Source organism: Leisingera sp. NJS204 (assembly GCF_004123675.1).
GTDB lineage: Bacteria > Pseudomonadota > Alphaproteobacteria > Rhodobacterales > Rhodobacteraceae > Leisingera.
Genome location: NZ_CP035417.1, coordinates 2186896 through 2202304, shown reverse-complemented (window position 1 = coordinate 2202304; position 15409 = coordinate 2186896). Strand labels below are relative to the sequence as shown.

Genomic DNA, 15409 nt, shown 5'->3' with positions numbered 1-15409 from the left:
TTTACGCAAGCATCAGCCGAAAATGCTAAGATCCAGCGCTAGGCCTGTTCCCAGCCAGATCGCGTGATCCCGATGATCCGCCAGGGCGTCGCCTGTTTCCGGGTGGGCAAAGACAATCAGCCCATCGCGGTTCAATGCCAGCCAGGGCAGCAACGTGGCAAACTGCTCCGGGCCGGCCGCCAGCTGGCAGGACCATTTGGGATGCGGTCCGACGGGTTTTTCATGCATGCGCCCCATTTCTGCCCCGAAGAGTTCGGCAGCACGCTGGCAAAGAGCGCGGGCCTGCGAAACGGTGTTTTCGTCAAAGTAGATGTGGGCGTGATAGCCTGTGATGCTGTCTGTATGTTTCATGCCACCACTTTTTCCAAGGTGTCCGTCCAAGACAATCTGCAGATTGCGAACAGCCAATGTGCAATGAAAGGCAGAACCCGGCGGCGCGGGTGCCATGCCGTGCTTTCAATACGAAGGCCGGGGTCTCATGGCACCGAAAAAGTCCGGAAGTCCTGCTCCCGCCGCATGGTGGCGCTGCGGGCGTCCAAATCGCCGCGGTCGGCACGCCAGACCAAATAGCGCTCCAAATGGTCATTCGACTCCCATAGGTGGAAAACGGCAATTTCAAAACGCGCGCGGTTAATGCCGGCATGGGCTTCTATGCAGCCAGGAAAACGCCTCGTTTCCGGAAGCATTTCCAGAACTGCCTCAACGTGTTCGTCAAATGTGTCCACATCCGGGTAAACGACTGCTATTACAGCTTCTTTCATGATATTGGGCCCGGTCAATCAAGGAGTGTCGCGAGGGGTAAAAGGTGTATTCACGCATAATGTTTACACAGCTGAACCGGGCGGTATAGCAGGTATTGACGTCAGGGAAGTATCGCTTTGGTTGTTCATGCGCCAATTCGGAAGATCGCTGGCAATGCCATTACAGGTTCTTTCATTTTACTGTGGGATAGGTCGGAAGAATGAGGCAAGCGGGAGCGGTAATTTGCAATCCCGCCAAGCTGAATACCGCCCGTATGGAAAAGGCCAGAAGAGTGGAAAAGCCGACTGGGTTCGTCAAAGTGCTGCTGGCATGCTTTGCTGCCCTTAGCGGGTTGGCTGACACTGCGCGTGCCGACTCTGTGCTGACCTTCTGCTATGATCCCTATCCGCCCTACACGCTGGGATCCGGCGGCATTCCCGACGGCGGGTTGAAGGTCAAGCTGCTGGAGGCCGTGACGGACCGGATTGACGGGCTAAGGGCTGTGGTTGTTCTGCTGCCCTGGCAGCGTTGCCAGGCGCGGGCAAAAGCCGGAGAAATCGACGGCATCCTCCCATTGTTTAAATCAGCCGGCCGCGCTTCTTATCTGGCCTTCACTGGCCCGGCGTTTCTGCAGGCCAACACATTCTGGTACAACCGCGAGCGCTATCCGCAAGGGCTGGATCTTGACGAGGGATATGCGCGGATTTCCCGGCTGCGGCTGGGGATGGTGAACGGCAGCGTCATTGATCAGGAGATGGAACGCGCCTTTGAAAACAACAACCGGATCGTTCGCGGCGGCGATGTGGAAGGCCTGATGCAAATGCTGCTTTTTGATCAACTGGATCTTATCGCAATTGATGATGCGGTCGGACGCTACCACGTCGTGCAAAACGGCTGGCAGGACAGAATTGCGTCTGTTGCCACTCCGATTTCCAGCACTTATTCGCACTTTGGCCTGTCGCGGAGTGCTGGCGCAGATGCCTATTTGGATGTGTTCAACCGGGCGACTTCCGAACTGCAGGCAGATGGAACGATTGCAGAGATCCTGAGCAGCACCATCGCCCCGTAGCCGGGACGGGACTGTCTGCAGCAACGCTGACTAAAGAAGGGCGCCCGGCGGGGCGCCCTTTCACATTTTCGCTTAACTTGGTGTCTTACGACTTGGCCAGGTTCCGCAGCACATAGTGCAGCACGCCACCGTGTTCGATGTATTCGATCTCGGGTGCGGTATCGATGCGGCACTTCAGGGTGATCTCTTTCACTGAACCGTCCGCCATGGTGATCGCACAGGGCACGTCCTGCAGCGGCTGGATGGTGTCCAGCCCGGAGATCGAGACGGTTTCCTCGCCTGTCAGGCCCAGCGATTTGCGGCTGTCGCCGCCGGTGAATTCAAACGGGATCACCCCCATGCCAACCAGGTTGGAGCGGTGGATACGCTCAAAGCTTTCGGCGATCACAGCCTTGACACCCAAGAGAGCGGTGCCTTTGGCCGCCCAGTCGCGCGAGGAGCCCGCGCCGTACTGTTCGCCGCCGAACACCACCAGCGGTGTGCCTGCTTCCTGATGCGCCATCGAGGCATCAAAGATCGAGGTCTGTTTGCCATCGGGGCCTTTGGTGTAGCCGCCCTCAACAGCACTGCCGTCTTCTTTGGCCAGCATCTCGTTCTTGATGCGGATGTTGGCAAAGGTGCCGCGCATCATGATCTCGTGGTTGCCGCGGCGCGAACCGTAGGAGTTGAACTCGCGCGGTTGCACCTGGCGCTCCAGCAGATACTGGCCCGCCGGGGTGGTGGTGGCAAAGGAGCCCGCGGGCGAGATGTGGTCGGTGGTGACCATGTCGCCCAGAACCGCCAGAACCTTGGCACCCTCGATGTTCGAGATGGTGCCCGGCTCGGTGCCCATGCCCTGGAAGTAGGGCGGGTTCTGGATATAGGTCGAGGCTGCGGGCCAGTCATAGGTTTCCGCGTCAGTGGTCTCGACCGCCTGCCACTTCTCGTCGCCCTTGAAGACATCGGCGTATTTCGACAGGAACGCCTCGCGGGTGACGGTTTGCTCAACCAGTTCCGCAACTTCCTGGGTCGAGGGCCAGATGTCTTTCAGGTAGACGTCGTTGCCATCCTTGTCCTGTGCAATCGGGTCGGACGCCAGGTTGATGTCCATGGTGCCGGCCAGCGCATAGGCCACCACCAGCGGCGGCGAGGCCAGGTAGTTGGCGCGCACGTCGGGCGAAATGCGGCCCTCAAAGTTGCGGTTGCCGGACAGCACCGAGGTTGCCACCAGATCGCCCTCGGCGATGGCTTCCGACAGTTCCTGCTGGATCGGACCGGAGTTGCCGATGCAGGTGGTGCAGCCGTAGCCCACCAGGTTGAAACCGATCTTGTCCAGATCCTCTTGCAGGCCTGCGGCCTCCAGATAGGCGGACACGACCTGCGAACCCGGTGCCAGCGAGGTTTTGACCCAGGGCTTGCGGTCCAGGCCCAGGGCGGCTGCCTTGCGCGCGACCAGGCCTGCGCCGATCATCACATAAGGGTTCGAAGTGTTGGTGCAGGAGGTGATCGAAGCAATCACAACCTTGCCCGATTCCATGGTGTAGTCTTCGCCTTTGACGGCGACTTCCTTGCCCATCGGACGTTTGAAGGTCTCTTCCATCTCCTGGCGGAAAGCAGCCTTGGCGTTGGTCAGCGGCACATAGTCCTGCGGGCGTTTCGGGCCGGAGATTGCCGGAACGATGCTGCTCATGTCCAGCGACAGGGTGTCGGTGTAGACCGGTGCATAATCTGCGCCGCGCCAGAAACCGTTCTCCTTGGCGTAGGCTTCGACCAGCGCGATGCGGTCCTCATCACGGCCGGTGTTGCGCAGGTAGCGAAGGGTTTCGTCGTCGATCGGGAAGAAGCCGCAGGTGGCGCCGTATTCCGGCGCCATGTTGGCGATGGTGGCGCGGTCTGCGAGCGGCAGACGGTCCAGGCCGGTGCCGTAGAACTCGACAAACTTGCCAACTACGCCCTTGGCGCGCAGCATTTCCACCACCTTCAGCACCAGGTCGGTGCCGGTGGTGCCTTCAACCATCTGGCCGGTCAGCTCAAAGCCGATGACTTCGGGGATCAGCATAGAAATCGGCTGGCCCAGCATCGCGGCCTCAGCCTCAATGCCGCCAACGCCCCAGCCCAGCACCGCGGCGCCGTTGACCATGGTGGTGTGGGAGTCGGTGCCGACCAGGGTATCCGGATAGGCGACTTCCTCGCCGTTCTGGTCTGTATCGGTCCAGACAGTCTGGGCCAGATACTCCAGGTTCACCTGGTGGCAGATGCCGGTGCCCGGCGGCACAACGCGGAAGTTGTTGAACGCGTTCTGACCCCATTTCAGGAACTGATAGCGCTCCATGTTGCGCTCATACTCGCGGTCGACGTTCATCTGGAACGCGCGCGGGTTGCCGAACTCGTCGATCATCACCGAGTGGTCGATGACCAGGTCAACTGGCACAAGCGGGTTGATCTTGGCGGCGGAGCCTTTCAGGCCGACGATGCCGTCGCGCATGGCGGCCAGGTCGACAACGGCGGGAACGCCGGTGAAGTCCTGCATCAGCACGCGGGCAGGGCGGTAGGCGATTTCGCGGGGGTTCTTGCCGCCATTGGCGCCCCATTCGGCAAAGGCCTTGATGTCGTCGGTGGAGACCGAAAAGCCGCCATCCTCAAAGCGCAGCATGTTTTCCAGCACCACCTTCAGCGCGGCGGGCAGCTTGGAGAAATCACCAAAGCCTGCTTCGGTGGCTGCGGGGATGGAGTAAAAAGAGATCGACTTGCCGTTGACGCTGAGCGTTTTGCGCGCTTTGGCATTGTCTTGTCCGACGGTGATAGGCATGTTTGGCCTCCCTCAAGGATTTGAAATCGGGGAATTCGCTGCCTGCTAAATGCATGAGGAAGATTAAGCATTCAATAGCCCAATCGCCGCAGGGGGCACATTTGTATGCGATAGTACACATTTTTTGCGGTGCAACGGGCCTGCTTCGTTCAAACCCGGCTCAAAAATGATTGATTGGCGTATTTGCAGGCACATCTTTAGACCAGAAGCCTAACAAACGAAGCGGGCGATTCATGAAACTTCTGGCGTCGATCATTGCAGCGTGGGGCCTGGCCCTGCCGGTATACGGCCAATCTGCCGCGGAACCTGTGGTGGTGGAGCTTTATACGTCGCAAGGGTGTTCGTCCTGCCCGCCGGCCGATGCACTGCTGCATGAGCTGGCAGCGCGCGACGATGTGCTGCCGCTGGCGCTGCACGTCGATTACTGGGATTACATCGGCTGGAAGGATCAATTTGCCAAGCCGTCCCATACCAAGCGGCAAAAGGGCTATGCGCATGCGGGCGGCCGCAGGATGATCTACACGCCGCAAATGATCATCATGGGTCAGGATGATGTGGTTGGCGCCGATGCAATGAAGGTGGCCGATGCCATCGGCAAACACCAATCCCATCCGCGCCCGGTCACGCTGTCGGTTGAGCGGAACGGGGAGGAACTGGTGATCCGGTTGCAGCCACGGGCACAGATGGGGGAGGCGAGGCTGCTGGTGCAGCTGGTGCGCTATACGCCAGAACGGACCGTCAATATCACCCGCGGTGAATTGGCCGGTAAGACCTTGAGCTATGCCAATGTGGTGGATGACTGGCAGATTGCTGCGGAATGGGACGGGGCAGGGGATCTGGAACTGACAGTCCCGGTGCCAGGCCGCCAGCCTGCTGCCGTCGTGGTGCAAGAGGCGTCCTATGGCCGTATCATTGCCGCTGCCCGCGCCGAATAGCCGCCTGGATCAGCCCGCCTCGGGATTTGCCTTCCTGCCGGGTTTTGGCAGCGGCACATAGGGTTTCCAGCGGCGGTGGATCCAGAACCATTGGCCGGTGTGCTTGCGCACGATGGCTTCCAGATCCGCGCTGAGGGATTTGGTCATGGTGAGCGGATCGGAATGCGGGATCTCGGCGCTCATCACGATCTCGAAGTCCAGACCGTTGTCCTGCCGCACTGCGTAAACAGGGATCACAGCAGCGCCGAATTTCAGTGCCAGTTCGGCCGGCACGGTGGAGGTGACCGCAGGCTTGCCGAAGAAGTCGATCAATTCGCCGCCCTGAGCGTGCAGGTCGGTGACGATGGCGGCGATGCCGCCCTTTTTCAGGTGCCGGACCAGCTCGACCATGCCGCGCTTTCCCTGTTCGAACAGGGGCTCGCCGTTGCCCTTGATGGCCGCCACGTAATGGTCATTGAAATAAGGGTTGGCCATCCGGCGGTAAAGCGCCCCCATCTCGAAACCGCGGGCAAACAGTGCCGTGCGGGCGGCATCGTAGTTGCCGAAATGCGCCGTTGCCAGCAGAACCGGTCGTCCTTCTGCGCGGGCCTCTTCCAGCGCTTTCAGGCCAGGGCCGGTAATGGGGGCAGCCCTGGCGCGGTCGTGAAAAGGGGCGCCGGCATAGATTTCGGCTATCATCCGGCCCGCATTATCGCTGACGTCCCGGTACAGCGCGCGGGGATCAATTTCCGCCAGTTCGGGGCTGACAAGATCCAGATTGCTGCGCACCCGTTTGTGAAATCCGGCCAGGCGGCCCATGGCCGTGACCAGCCGGCCCATCATCGGCACTCTCAACCCATAGGGGATCAGCCGGGTGCCAACCAGCAGCCCGCGCAGAAACAGGTTGCTGCCATAATATTTGACATGGCTCCAGGTGGAGAGCTCGGAAGGATCTACGGGCATGGCATCTGGGTGGCTGCGGCGCGGGAATGCGCCCGGAAGCCCGCATCATACGCAGCCGGACCGGCAGGTACAAGCCGCTCGCAGGCGCGGGCAGATTGGCCTGCGCGCCTGCCGTCCCGGTGTAAGTGGCGGATCTTAACCGCCGTCCTCCTCATCCTCGTCGGATTTCAGATCAATTTCGCCTGTTGCCACCAAATCGCGCATCGCCGAGATGATCATGCTGAACGCCGCCTCGCCATCGCTGCGCTTGACCTTGCCGCGCTCGCCCACTTCCTCGCGGATATTGTCTGCCATCCGGCTGGACATGTTCTTGAGCAGGAATTCGTTGGTTGCCACGTCTTCCTCGTCGGTGGCAAAGGCCATGGCAGTGACCAGATCCGGCTGCGACAGCACCCGCATCAGCTTGGGCACGTCGATCGGCTGCATCCGTTCACCGATCAGCGCATAGGTGAAGATCGCTTTGCGCACCTTGATGGCAAAATCCTCATCTTCTTCATCCAGCGCTGTCAGCACTTCATCACGTTTGGCGGCCGCCGCTTCGGTCAGAATGCCGCCAAGACGCTGCCCCGGAGTCTCATCAAAGGCGAGATCGGGCCGGGCTTCGACCTGGGCGGCAAGCGACAGGCCGATCCGGTCCACGGTGTCGGGCGTCACATTGGCGGTGTGGCTGACGGCATAGGTGATGCGGCGGGCAATCGGGCCGGGCAGATGAACCAGCATTTGCGCCGCCTTGGCGGTGTCCAGCTTGGACAGCAAAACCGCGGCCACTTCGGTGCTTTCCGCCTCGGCCAGACCGGCCAGATCTTCGGGCGGCAGCTGTTTCAAGCGCTCCCATGGGTCACCGAACTGGCGCACACCGGCTTCCTTGCGCAGACGGCTGTGGGTGTGGCGGCTGATCTTGCCTTGCATCGCATTCAGCGCACCGGCCAGGCCATTGGGGAAATGCAGGCCAACGTTGTCCAGCAGATCGGCAAATTCGCCGACCACCGTATTCAGCGTATCGCGATCGACAATGCTCATCTTGCCCATCTGCTGGGTCAGCTCCAGCTGCAAGTCGTCCGGCAGCTCCTCCAGCGGGATTTCTGCGCCTTCATTCAACAGCAGCCGGACGATAATTGCGGCCTTTGCCTTGCCGCTCAGCCCGCTGCTGCCCCCGCCGCCCAGAGGGGCCGGGGCACCGAACCCGCCCAGATCCGGCCCGCCTGAAGCCATTGGAAGCGCCAGCAAATTGTCTTGAGGCATTCTCGCACCCTACCAAAGATTCTTCTTGATCATCGAGGGCAGGATAGGCCGCAAGCCGTAAAGAAAGACTGAAGCTAGTAGCTGAAAGTTGCACCTGTTTCCAAAGCGTTGCGCAGCGAAGCTTCGGCCCAGGTGCCATCACCGCCCCGTGCCTTGATCTCTTTCCACTGTATCAGGGCCGCGCCGTATCTCCCCTGTTTCACAAGGCCTTGGCCCATATAGGAGCGGGCAAGTATGTTATCCGGATCCTGTTCAAGCGCCTGATCGTAATAGGCCTGCGCCAATTCCAAATTGCCCAGTTTGCGGTGGGTGAAACCCCAATAAGTCAGCACCAGGGTATCCTGCTGGTCCGGCGCGGCGCTCAGCACTGCCTGTGCATCCTGCTGGCGGCCCGCATAGGCCAGCTCGCGCGCTGCATTCAGCAGGTCCTGCTGGTTCAGGGACGACTTCTTGGGCCGCACGCAGCGCTTCTTGTTTGGGTCCCAGATCCGCTTGCCCTTGCAGGTCTTGGTGGTCTCGGAAGGTTTCGGCGGGTTCCAGTCATTGCCGCCTGCGGCATAAGCCGTCATCGGCAGGGTCAAGGCAGCGGCGAGAGCAAAATAACGCATGTCGTCATCTCCTGATGCATAAAGTCGTGATCAATGTACCCTTACAACCCGCGGGCCCGCCAATTTATTCACATCAAAACTGCGGGAGATGAAAATAGTCATCCCTCAAGAGGCTGCGCAAAGGCGATAGAGAGGCGCCTTTCCAGGAAGGCGAACTTCTTGCGCATGAATGCACTGCGTTCAAAGGCTTCACGGGAGATTTTCGCCCACTCGATCAGTAGCCGGCCCCGCAATGCACAGGTCAGAAATCCGGAGTTCACTTTCTGACGGTATTTCTTTATAAACATTTCATTTGATTGGTTTCTGATCCCGCAGGCGCCGACTTCGGAAGGTTCTGCTGGCAGAAATACATTCATTTTAAGGAAGTCGACAATGTCGTAGACGGCAAGTTTTGTGCAGGCTTCAGTAAAATCCAGACCGTAGCTTACACCGCGTCCCAGCACCAGATTGCCGCCATGAAAATCCCCGTGGCTGAAAGCGGCCTGTTGGCGATAGATAAGCCGGCTTGACTAACGCGGCCTGGGACCCGGATTCAAAATGGCCGCTGAGCTTTCCAATGACTTGGTACTTTTAGATTAGTCTCTTGGTTCCTTCAGCCAGGTCCAGCTTTAGAACAAGGGGTTTCCCTTTGGATCGAACAAGGGTGAACACCATGCGTTCACTGCCGAAGGTGGCTGACCGGTCCAAGCAAGATATGGAAAATGCATCCCTGATACTGGTTGCGGCAGAGAATTCGTCAATGCAGTTGCGTACAAGCGTTTCGTCAAAATCGGCGAATAGGAGCGTCAGAATTTCTTCGGATGATTAAGGACGTTTGTGCATTCGTAAAACTTGTAGCACGCCTTTCATGAATGCTGAATGAAAAGCGCCCCGCCAAGGGCGGGGCGCAGATGCTCGCAAGCGGTTGCAGCTTATTCGCCGAACACTCGGCGGAAGATCGTGTCGACATGTTTGGTGTGATAGCCCATGTCGAACTTCTCGTTGATCGCTTCTTCGCCGAGCGCCGCAACCACATCGGCATCCGCCAGCAGCAATTCACGGAAATCAACACGGTCTTCCCAGACTTTCAAGGCGTTGCGCTGCACCATGGAATAGGCATCTTCGCGGCTGACGCCTGCCTGGGTCAACGCCAGAAGAACGCGTTGCGACATCACCAGGCCGGGGTATTTGTTCATGTTGTCCAGCATGTTTTCCGGGAACACCAGCATCTTGTCGACAACACCGGCCAGGCGGTTCAGGGCAAAGTCGAGGGTGACAGTCGCATCCGGGCCGATGCCGCGCTCGACCGAGGAGTGCGAGATGTCCCGCTCGTGCCACAGCGCCACGTTCTCCATCGCCGGGATCACAGTCATGCGGACCAGGCGCGCCAGGCCGGTCAGATTCTCGGTCAGCACCGGGTTTTTCTTGTGCGGCATCGCCGACGAGCCTTTCTGGCCCATCGAGAAGAATTCGGCACCCTCCAGCACCTCGGTGCGCTGCATGTGGCGGATTTCCACGGCAACGTTTTCGATCGACGACGCAATGACGCCGAGGGTAGCAAAGAACATCGCGTGGCGGTCGCGCGGGATCACCTGGGTCGAGATCGGCTCAGGCCGCAGGCCCAGCTGCTCGCAGACGTGATCCTCAACCGCGGGGTCAACATTGGCAAAGGTGCCGACCGCGCCGGAGATTGCGCCGGTGGCGACTTCCCAGCGGGCTTTTTCCAGGCGGTTCTTGTTGCGGTCCATCTCGGCATAGAAACGGGCAAAGGTCAGGCCCATGGTGGTGGGCTCGGCGTGGATGCCGTGGCTGCGGCCGACGCGCACGGTGTTCTTATGCTCCAGCGCACGTTTCTTCAGCGCCGCCAGCAGCTTGTCCATGCCGTCCAGCAGAATATCGGCAGCACGCACCAGCTGCACGTTCAGGCAAGTGTCCAGCACATCCGACGAAGTCATGCCCTGATGCACAAAACGGGCTTCCTCAGCGCCGACATGCTCAGCCAGGTGGGTGAGGAAGGCGATGACGTCATGTTTGGTGACAGCTTCAATCTCGTCAATGCGGGCGACGTCGAATTCGACGTCCTTGGCTTTCCACACGGCGTCAGCGTTTTCGCGCGGGATCACGCCGAGGTTGGCCATGGCTTCGCAGGCATGGGCCTCGATCTCGTACCAGATCTTGAATTTGGTTTCGGGCGACCAGATGGCGACCATTTCAGGGCGGGCATAGCGCGGGATCATGGGCGAAAGCACCTTTATGTGATTGTGCAGCAGATGCCGGGCCTATTAGATCAGGTAAGGCGTGACAGCAAGGCTGGGAGACGGACATGAGGCACATTGCCCTGATGATTGCGGTATCATTGACCGTTTCGCCGCTTGCGGCGGCGGAATGGCGGGCGTTGAGCGCAGAGGACGTGCAGGCAGCATTGGAAGGGCGCAAGCTGACCTATGGCAGCGGCGCCTGGCAGGAATTCCGGGCGTCGGGACGGACGTTGTACAATGCCGGCCATGACAGCTGGGGATACTGGGGCGTGCGGGACGGCAAATACTGCTCCACCTGGCCGCCGTCGGACCTGTGGGCCTGTTTTGTTTTGGAAAGCGATGGAACGGCATTGCGGTTTGTGGATGAAAGCGGTGACATCACCACTGGCCGCTACTCTGAATAACGGCAAGGGAGGTCTCCCGCCTGCGCTGCGGCCTTCAGGCGAAGGCCTGCCGCAGTTGGGCCCGGCGCCGCGCCAAGGCGCGGCGCCGGGCCCAAGGCCGCTGCCGTTGCAGGTTTCCTGCAGGGGCCGGGCACGGGAGATCCGGGAGTATTGAAGTTACGCGGTAGCCGCCTGGGGTGTGGTCTCCAGATGCGTCACCACCTTGGCGCCGCTCTCCAATGTCCGGTGCACCGGGCATCTGTCTGCAATCTCCATCAGCTTGGCCCGCTGTTCCCCGCTCAAAGGGCCGCAAAGGTGGATCACACGGGTGAACTGATCGATTTTGGCGGGTCCCGTCGGCTGAGCATCCTGAGCATGCACCTTGTCATGGCTGACATCGACGCTGATCCCCTCCAACGGCCAGCCCTTGCGGCGGGCATACATCCGCAGCGTCATCGAGGTGCAGGCGCCCAGCCCCGCCGCCACGAAGCCGTAAGGCGACATGCCGCGATTGGTGCCGCCATAGGCCAATGGCTCATCTGCAAAGGTGTGGTGATAGGGACCGGATTGCACATCCTGCAGGAATCCCTCCGGGTCCGCCTCGGTCACCCGCAGGATGCCTTCGGGGGCACCGGGCGGCGGCGCGGGCGGGGCCATTCTGACATAGCGCCCGGCCCAGGCGGCAATCACTTCGGCGGCATATTCCGCATCCGCAGCACGGGTGATCAGGTGATCGGCATCATCCAGGGTGACAAAGCTTTTGGGGTGTTTGGCCGCGGTAAAGATCGAGGCGGCATTGTCGATGCTTACTGTTTCATCCCGCGGGGCATGCAGCACCAGCAGTGCAGCCTTGAGGCCGGTAATTGCAGGCTCCAGCGCTTCGGCGTTGATATCGTCGACGAATTCCCTGCCAATGACAAAAGGCCGCCCGCCCAGGCAGACTTCAGCACGGCCTTTGGCCTCTATCTCGGGCAAGGCAGCGTCGAAGTGGTGCGAGACATGGCCGGGATCAAACGGCGCGCCCAGTGTCACCACGCCTTTGACAGACGGGATGCCTGCCCGTGCCCGCAGCACCGCCGCGCCGCCCAGCGAATGGCCGATAAGCAAAGAAGGCGCCATGCCGCGCGAGGCCAAATACTGCGCCGCCATGATCAGGTCCGCGACATTGGAGCTGAAGGAGGTGTTTTCGAATTCCCCTTCGGAATGCCCCAAACCGGTAAAGTCGAACCGCAGCACCGCGATCCCCATCGCCGCCAGCCGTCCGGCAATCCGCCGCGCGGCCGGAATATCCTTGGAACAGGTAAAGCAATGGGCAAACAGCGCCGTTGCAAGCACCGGTCCCTCAGGCAGGTCGAGGCGGGCAGCAAGGGTGTTTCCGGCATGGCCGGGGAAGGAGATGCGTTCAGCGGGCATGGGCGTGGCCTTTGTTGGGTGTTCCGTTTAGATTGAGCGCTCGTTGGCACAGGAACAAGGCGGCGGCCCGCAACGTCACGTGAAGGTGAAGGCAGATGAGTGCATTAAGTCTGGCCGGAATTGGCATTTACACGCCTCAAACGGCACGCGACAGGGAAATGTGGCGGCAGTTGCGGTCCTTTTGCGAAAGTGAACCTCAGGCCTTTGGCCGTAACCCTGAGACAGGTCATGTTACCGGTTCCGCCTTTGTGCTGTCACCGGACATGAAATGCGTTCTGCTGACCCATCACCGGAAGCTGGATCGCTGGTTGCAGTTGGGCGGCCATTGCGACGGCATTGCAGATGCGGCTTTTGTGGCGTTGAAAGAAGCCTATGAGGAAAGCGGGCTGCCGCGGATCAAGCCGCTGTCTGATCAGGTGTTTGATGTGGACATTCACGCAATCCCGGAAAATGCGCAGGACTGCGAGCATCTGCATTATGACGTTCGGTACTTGTTTCAAGCAGAGGCAGGGGATTTTGCAGTGAGCGGGGAATCCCATGCACTGGCCTGGGTGCCGCTGAACCGGCTGCATGAGGTGACGGAGACGCCCGGTGTACTGGTGCTGCGTGAAAAGCTCGCGCTGTTCTTAAGCGGAGGCGCCTGACGGCGCCGCAGGATATCCCGGCCCCACCTGTACAGGCGGGGCCGGCGGTTCAGGTCAGGCTTCCCCCATAAGTGCCTTGTCGAACGGATATTTGGTCAGGTTCTCGTAGCCGTCTTCGGTGATCAGAACCTGATCTTCCAGCTTAATCGAGAAATCGCCGCCCTCGGGGGAGATCAGCGCCTCGACACACAGCACCATGCCCGGTTCCAGGTCATAGTCAAAGGCGCCCTCGACCATCTGGTCCGGATAAGCAACCAGCGGCCATTCATCGCACAGGCCGACGCCGTGCATCATGCAGCCGTATTTCTGCTTTTGGAACTGCGCATCCAGCACATGGCAGCCGCGTGACAGCTCCTGGATGTTCACGCCGGGCTTCAGCATCTCCATGTTATGGCGGATGTGTTCGACCCCGTGCTGCATGGCATAGACCATATCTGCCCGCGGCTTCTGATCGCCGATCCACCAGCTGCGGGAGATGTCGATGCAAATGCCGTAAGAGCCGACCAGATCGGTGTCGAAACTGATCATCTCGTTGTTCTGGATGATGCGGGGGCCGCATTCCTGGAACCACGGGTTGGTGCGCGGGCCTGAGGCCAGCAGCCGGGTTTCGATCCACTCGCCGCCGCGGCGGATGTTTTCCGCGTGCAGCACCGCCCAGACGTCGTCTTCCGAGATATTGCCGCCGGGCACATTTTCACGGGCGAACTTCTCCATCTCCGCCACAGCGGTTTCGCAGGCGTGATGGGCGCAGCGCATCGCCAGGATCTCGTCCGGGCCTTTCACCGCGCGGCATTTTTCGGTCAGCTCTTCGCCGGGGAGGATCTCCAGGCCTTGCGCCTCCAGCGCGCGCAGCCCGTGCAGCATGACCTTGTCCACTGCCAGGCGCTTGTTACTGCCGCTGTGTTCCTCCAGCAGTTTGCGCACCTCATTGGAGAACACGTCGGCCGCCACATCCACCTTGTCGCCGCGGTCGAAATAAAACAGGTCGGCGCCAGCGCGCTGTTCGCGCACTAGAGGGTTGAATTCGCTGAGAAACGGCGACTGTTTGTAATCCCACAGCACCATATAGCCGTCAGCGCAGATCAGCAGGGCGCGGAACGGGTTATGGGTGTTCCACAGCTGCATGTTGGTGCTGTCGGTGGCATAGCGGATGTTCAGCGGGTCAAACACCAGAAGGCCGGCATAGCCGCGGTCGTTGATGAAACGGGTCAGCCGCTCCCAGCGGAATTTGCGCATTGCCTGCAAATCGGGCAGCTGCAATCCGGCCTCGGCCCATTCGCCAAAAGCCAGCTGGGTCGGTCCGATCTCAACCCGGTCATTGTTGTTCGGGGTGTTGTCGCCCAGATTGGCGCCGCGGGTTGGATCAATTTTGCGGATGTCGCGGTAATGCTCGTTCATGCGTGGCCTCCGTCGCTGCACAGGTTTGTCCAGTGTGCAGCCGTCTACTGGCGGAAGCGCTGCAGAAAACGACGGGTTCTACAGTCGTTTCTGACCCTTGGGTATCGGACAATGTGAACCGTGAAGGGGGGGGACCAAACGTGGCGGCCCGTGTTCAAACACAGGGCTTAAGGCACCAGCGGGCGGGCAGCCTGCACCATTCCGGCACTTTCCATATACAGCAGCAATGCTGTCAGAAGCATAAGATGGCTGATGAAACGCAACCGGCGGGTGCCCGCAATGCTGAAAGCCGCAATCGCCGTCGACCTGAGTTGATGCGCCCAGCCGCGGTAGGGGCCTTGAGCCTGTTCCGGTTTGCGGGCCCTGGCCTGAGCGAGATCTGCTTTCTGGATTTCTTCTGGTTCACTTTGGGTAAGCCTGACGGCTTGGAACGCCTGATCGCAGTGGGCATCAAGAGCCAGCGCAGCTTGATCAACCGGAGTGAAACATGCCCGGCCGCGCAGCCTGACAGGAGCGGGGTGTTCCCGCCGGGTTTCGGCTGGCTCGGGTGTGGCTTGCAGACTGTTTTCCGGATTGGGTTCGAACACGCTCAGGAACTGCTCGCACGTCAGCGCCACATCGGATTCGAGCCATTCAACCGAAGTTGCCTCAACAGCAGGAAGCAGCCGCCGCAGCATTTCGGCCAGAAACAGTTCCGAAATCTCCTGATCGCAATAATCGGGAAAGGCGGGCGTCAGCGAAAGTTCCAGCAGTGCCGCGGGCTGCAGCATCGCGTTTGTCAGCCGGCTGGCGCGCCGCAATGGAACCCTGCGCAACCGTACAGTCACCAGGTAATGGTCACATTGAATTTTGGCTGTATTTTCTGCCCGCGCCTCAATTGTTTCTGCCGGATGGCCGAAATCCTCGAGCGTGTCCACAACAGCCGAAACCGCTGCTGAAAGGGTCCCGGTATCGCGGGCCTCCAGTCCGAGCCTGCCTGTATACTGCACTTTTTCTGCCACCGTCCGGA

At 60.2% G+C, this 15409-nt stretch carries 15 protein-coding genes; 4 read left to right on the top strand and 11 right to left on the bottom strand.

From position 1 onward, the window contains the following. Positions 1-12: 12 nt before the first annotated feature. Both ETW24_RS10790 and ETW24_RS10785 read right to left on the bottom strand, forming a co-directional pair. A complete protein-coding gene (locus tag ETW24_RS10790; protein ID WP_129371065.1) occupies positions 13-351 on the bottom strand; it encodes a DOPA 4,5-dioxygenase family protein in 339 nt (112 codons plus the stop codon). A gap of 125 nt (positions 352-476) precedes the next feature. Beyond that, positions 477-761, bottom strand: a complete 285-nt coding sequence (locus ETW24_RS10785; protein ID WP_129371064.1) for an antibiotic biosynthesis monooxygenase — start codon at positions 759-761, stop codon at positions 477-479. Between the two features lie 272 nt (positions 762-1033). Between ETW24_RS10785 and ETW24_RS10780 the strand changes: the two genes are divergently transcribed. After that, entirely contained in the window at positions 1034-1810 is a 777-nt protein-coding gene (locus ETW24_RS10780; RefSeq protein WP_164982732.1) for a substrate-binding periplasmic protein, read from the top strand. Between the two features lie 85 nt (positions 1811-1895). Here the strand turns inward: ETW24_RS10780 and acnA are convergent, their stop codons facing one another. Further along, positions 1896-4598 carry an aconitate hydratase AcnA gene (gene acnA / locus ETW24_RS10775; RefSeq protein ID WP_129371062.1) on the bottom strand — a complete coding sequence of 901 codons (2703 nt, stop codon included), beginning with the start codon at positions 4596-4598 and terminating at the stop codon, positions 1896-1898. Between the two features lie 233 nt (positions 4599-4831). On the opposite strand from acnA, the gene ETW24_RS10770 reads away from it, so the two are divergent. Then, on the top strand, positions 4832-5533 hold the full coding sequence (locus ETW24_RS10770) for a DUF1223 domain-containing protein (RefSeq protein ID WP_129371061.1): 702 nt from the start codon (positions 4832-4834) through the stop codon (positions 5531-5533). Between the two features lie 9 nt (positions 5534-5542). Here ETW24_RS10770 and ETW24_RS10765 read toward each other — a convergent pair whose 3' ends face one another. The 5 genes from ETW24_RS10765 to purB form a co-directional block, all read right to left on the bottom strand. Continuing rightward, positions 5543-6475 carry a lysophospholipid acyltransferase family protein gene (locus ETW24_RS10765; RefSeq protein ID WP_129371060.1) on the bottom strand — a complete coding sequence of 311 codons (933 nt, stop codon included), beginning with the start codon at positions 6473-6475 and terminating at the stop codon, positions 5543-5545. A 135-nt stretch (positions 6476-6610) separates the two neighbouring features. Next, positions 6611-7717: a flagellar motor switch protein FliG gene (locus ETW24_RS10760; RefSeq protein WP_129371059.1), complete on the bottom strand. Its 1107-nt coding sequence runs from the start codon at positions 7715-7717 to the stop codon at positions 6611-6613. Between the two features lie 74 nt (positions 7718-7791). Next, a complete protein-coding gene (locus ETW24_RS10755) occupies positions 7792-8325 on the bottom strand; it encodes a tetratricopeptide repeat protein (RefSeq protein ID WP_129371058.1) in 534 nt (177 codons plus the stop codon). 98 nt (positions 8326-8423) lie between these two features. After that, positions 8424-8768 (bottom strand): hypothetical protein, encoded by a 345-nt coding sequence (locus tag ETW24_RS10750; protein WP_254695596.1) that lies wholly within the window; start codon positions 8766-8768, stop codon positions 8424-8426. Positions 8769-9236: 468 nt separating this feature from the next. Beyond that, entirely contained in the window at positions 9237-10541 is a 1305-nt protein-coding gene (gene purB / locus ETW24_RS10745) for an adenylosuccinate lyase (RefSeq protein WP_129371056.1), read from the bottom strand. Between the two features lie 86 nt (positions 10542-10627). Here purB and ETW24_RS10740 point away from each other — a divergent pair, with 86 nt between their 5' ends. After that, positions 10628-10966: a hypothetical protein gene (locus ETW24_RS10740; RefSeq protein ID WP_129371055.1), complete on the top strand. Its 339-nt coding sequence runs from the start codon at positions 10628-10630 to the stop codon at positions 10964-10966. Positions 10967-11122: 156 nt separating this feature from the next. Here the strand turns inward: ETW24_RS10740 and ETW24_RS10735 are convergent, their stop codons facing one another. Further along, positions 11123-12358, bottom strand: a complete 1236-nt coding sequence (locus tag ETW24_RS10735; RefSeq protein ID WP_129371054.1) for a bifunctional alpha/beta hydrolase/OsmC family protein — start codon at positions 12356-12358, stop codon at positions 11123-11125. A 95-nt stretch (positions 12359-12453) separates the two neighbouring features. On the opposite strand from ETW24_RS10735, the gene ETW24_RS10730 reads away from it, so the two are divergent. Beyond that, a complete protein-coding gene (locus ETW24_RS10730; protein WP_129371053.1) occupies positions 12454-13002 on the top strand; it encodes an NUDIX hydrolase in 549 nt (182 codons plus the stop codon). Positions 13003-13056: 54 nt separating this feature from the next. On the opposite strand, the gene dddP is transcribed toward ETW24_RS10730, so the two are convergent. Together dddP and ETW24_RS10720 are read right to left on the bottom strand one after the other, a co-directional pair. Then, positions 13057-14400, bottom strand: a complete 1344-nt coding sequence (gene dddP, locus ETW24_RS10725) for a dimethylsulfonioproprionate lyase DddP (protein ID WP_129371052.1) — start codon at positions 14398-14400, stop codon at positions 13057-13059. Between the two features lie 167 nt (positions 14401-14567). Then, a complete protein-coding gene (locus ETW24_RS10720; RefSeq protein WP_129371051.1) occupies positions 14568-15401 on the bottom strand; it encodes a hypothetical protein in 834 nt (277 codons plus the stop codon). Positions 15402-15409: the final 8 nt, after the last annotated feature.

Excerpts from the sequence above, each read along its gene's own strand:
- ETW24_RS10790 (WP_129371065.1), bottom strand. The coding sequence starts at position 351 with ATGAAACATACAGACAGCATCACAGGCTATCACGCCCACATCTACTTT.
- ETW24_RS10785 (WP_129371064.1), bottom strand. The coding sequence starts at position 761 with ATGAAAGAAGCTGTAATAGCAGTCGTTTACCCGGATGTGGACACATTT.
- acnA (WP_129371062.1), bottom strand. The coding sequence starts at position 4,598 with ATGCCTATCACCGTCGGACAAGACAATGCCAAAGCGCGCAAAACGCTC.
- ETW24_RS10770 (WP_129371061.1), top strand. The coding sequence starts at position 4,832 with ATGAAACTTCTGGCGTCGATCATTGCAGCGTGGGGCCTGGCCCTGCCG.
- ETW24_RS10765 (WP_129371060.1), bottom strand. The coding sequence starts at position 6,475 with ATGCCCGTAGATCCTTCCGAGCTCTCCACCTGGAGCCATGTCAAATAT.
- ETW24_RS10760 (WP_129371059.1), bottom strand. The coding sequence starts at position 7,717 with ATGCCTCAAGACAATTTGCTGGCGCTTCCAATGGCTTCAGGCGGGCCG.
- ETW24_RS10755 (WP_129371058.1), bottom strand. The coding sequence starts at position 8,325 with ATGCGTTATTTTGCTCTCGCCGCTGCCTTGACCCTGCCGATGACGGCT.
- purB (WP_129371056.1), bottom strand. The coding sequence starts at position 10,541 with ATGATCCCGCGCTATGCCCGCCCTGAAATGGTCGCCATCTGGTCGCCC.
- ETW24_RS10740 (WP_129371055.1), top strand. The coding sequence starts at position 10,628 with ATGAGGCACATTGCCCTGATGATTGCGGTATCATTGACCGTTTCGCCG.
- ETW24_RS10735 (WP_129371054.1), bottom strand. The coding sequence starts at position 12,358 with ATGCCCGCTGAACGCATCTCCTTCCCCGGCCATGCCGGAAACACCCTT.
- ETW24_RS10730 (WP_129371053.1), top strand. The coding sequence starts at position 12,454 with ATGAGTGCATTAAGTCTGGCCGGAATTGGCATTTACACGCCTCAAACG.
- dddP (WP_129371052.1), bottom strand. The coding sequence starts at position 14,400 with ATGAACGAGCATTACCGCGACATCCGCAAAATTGATCCAACCCGCGGC.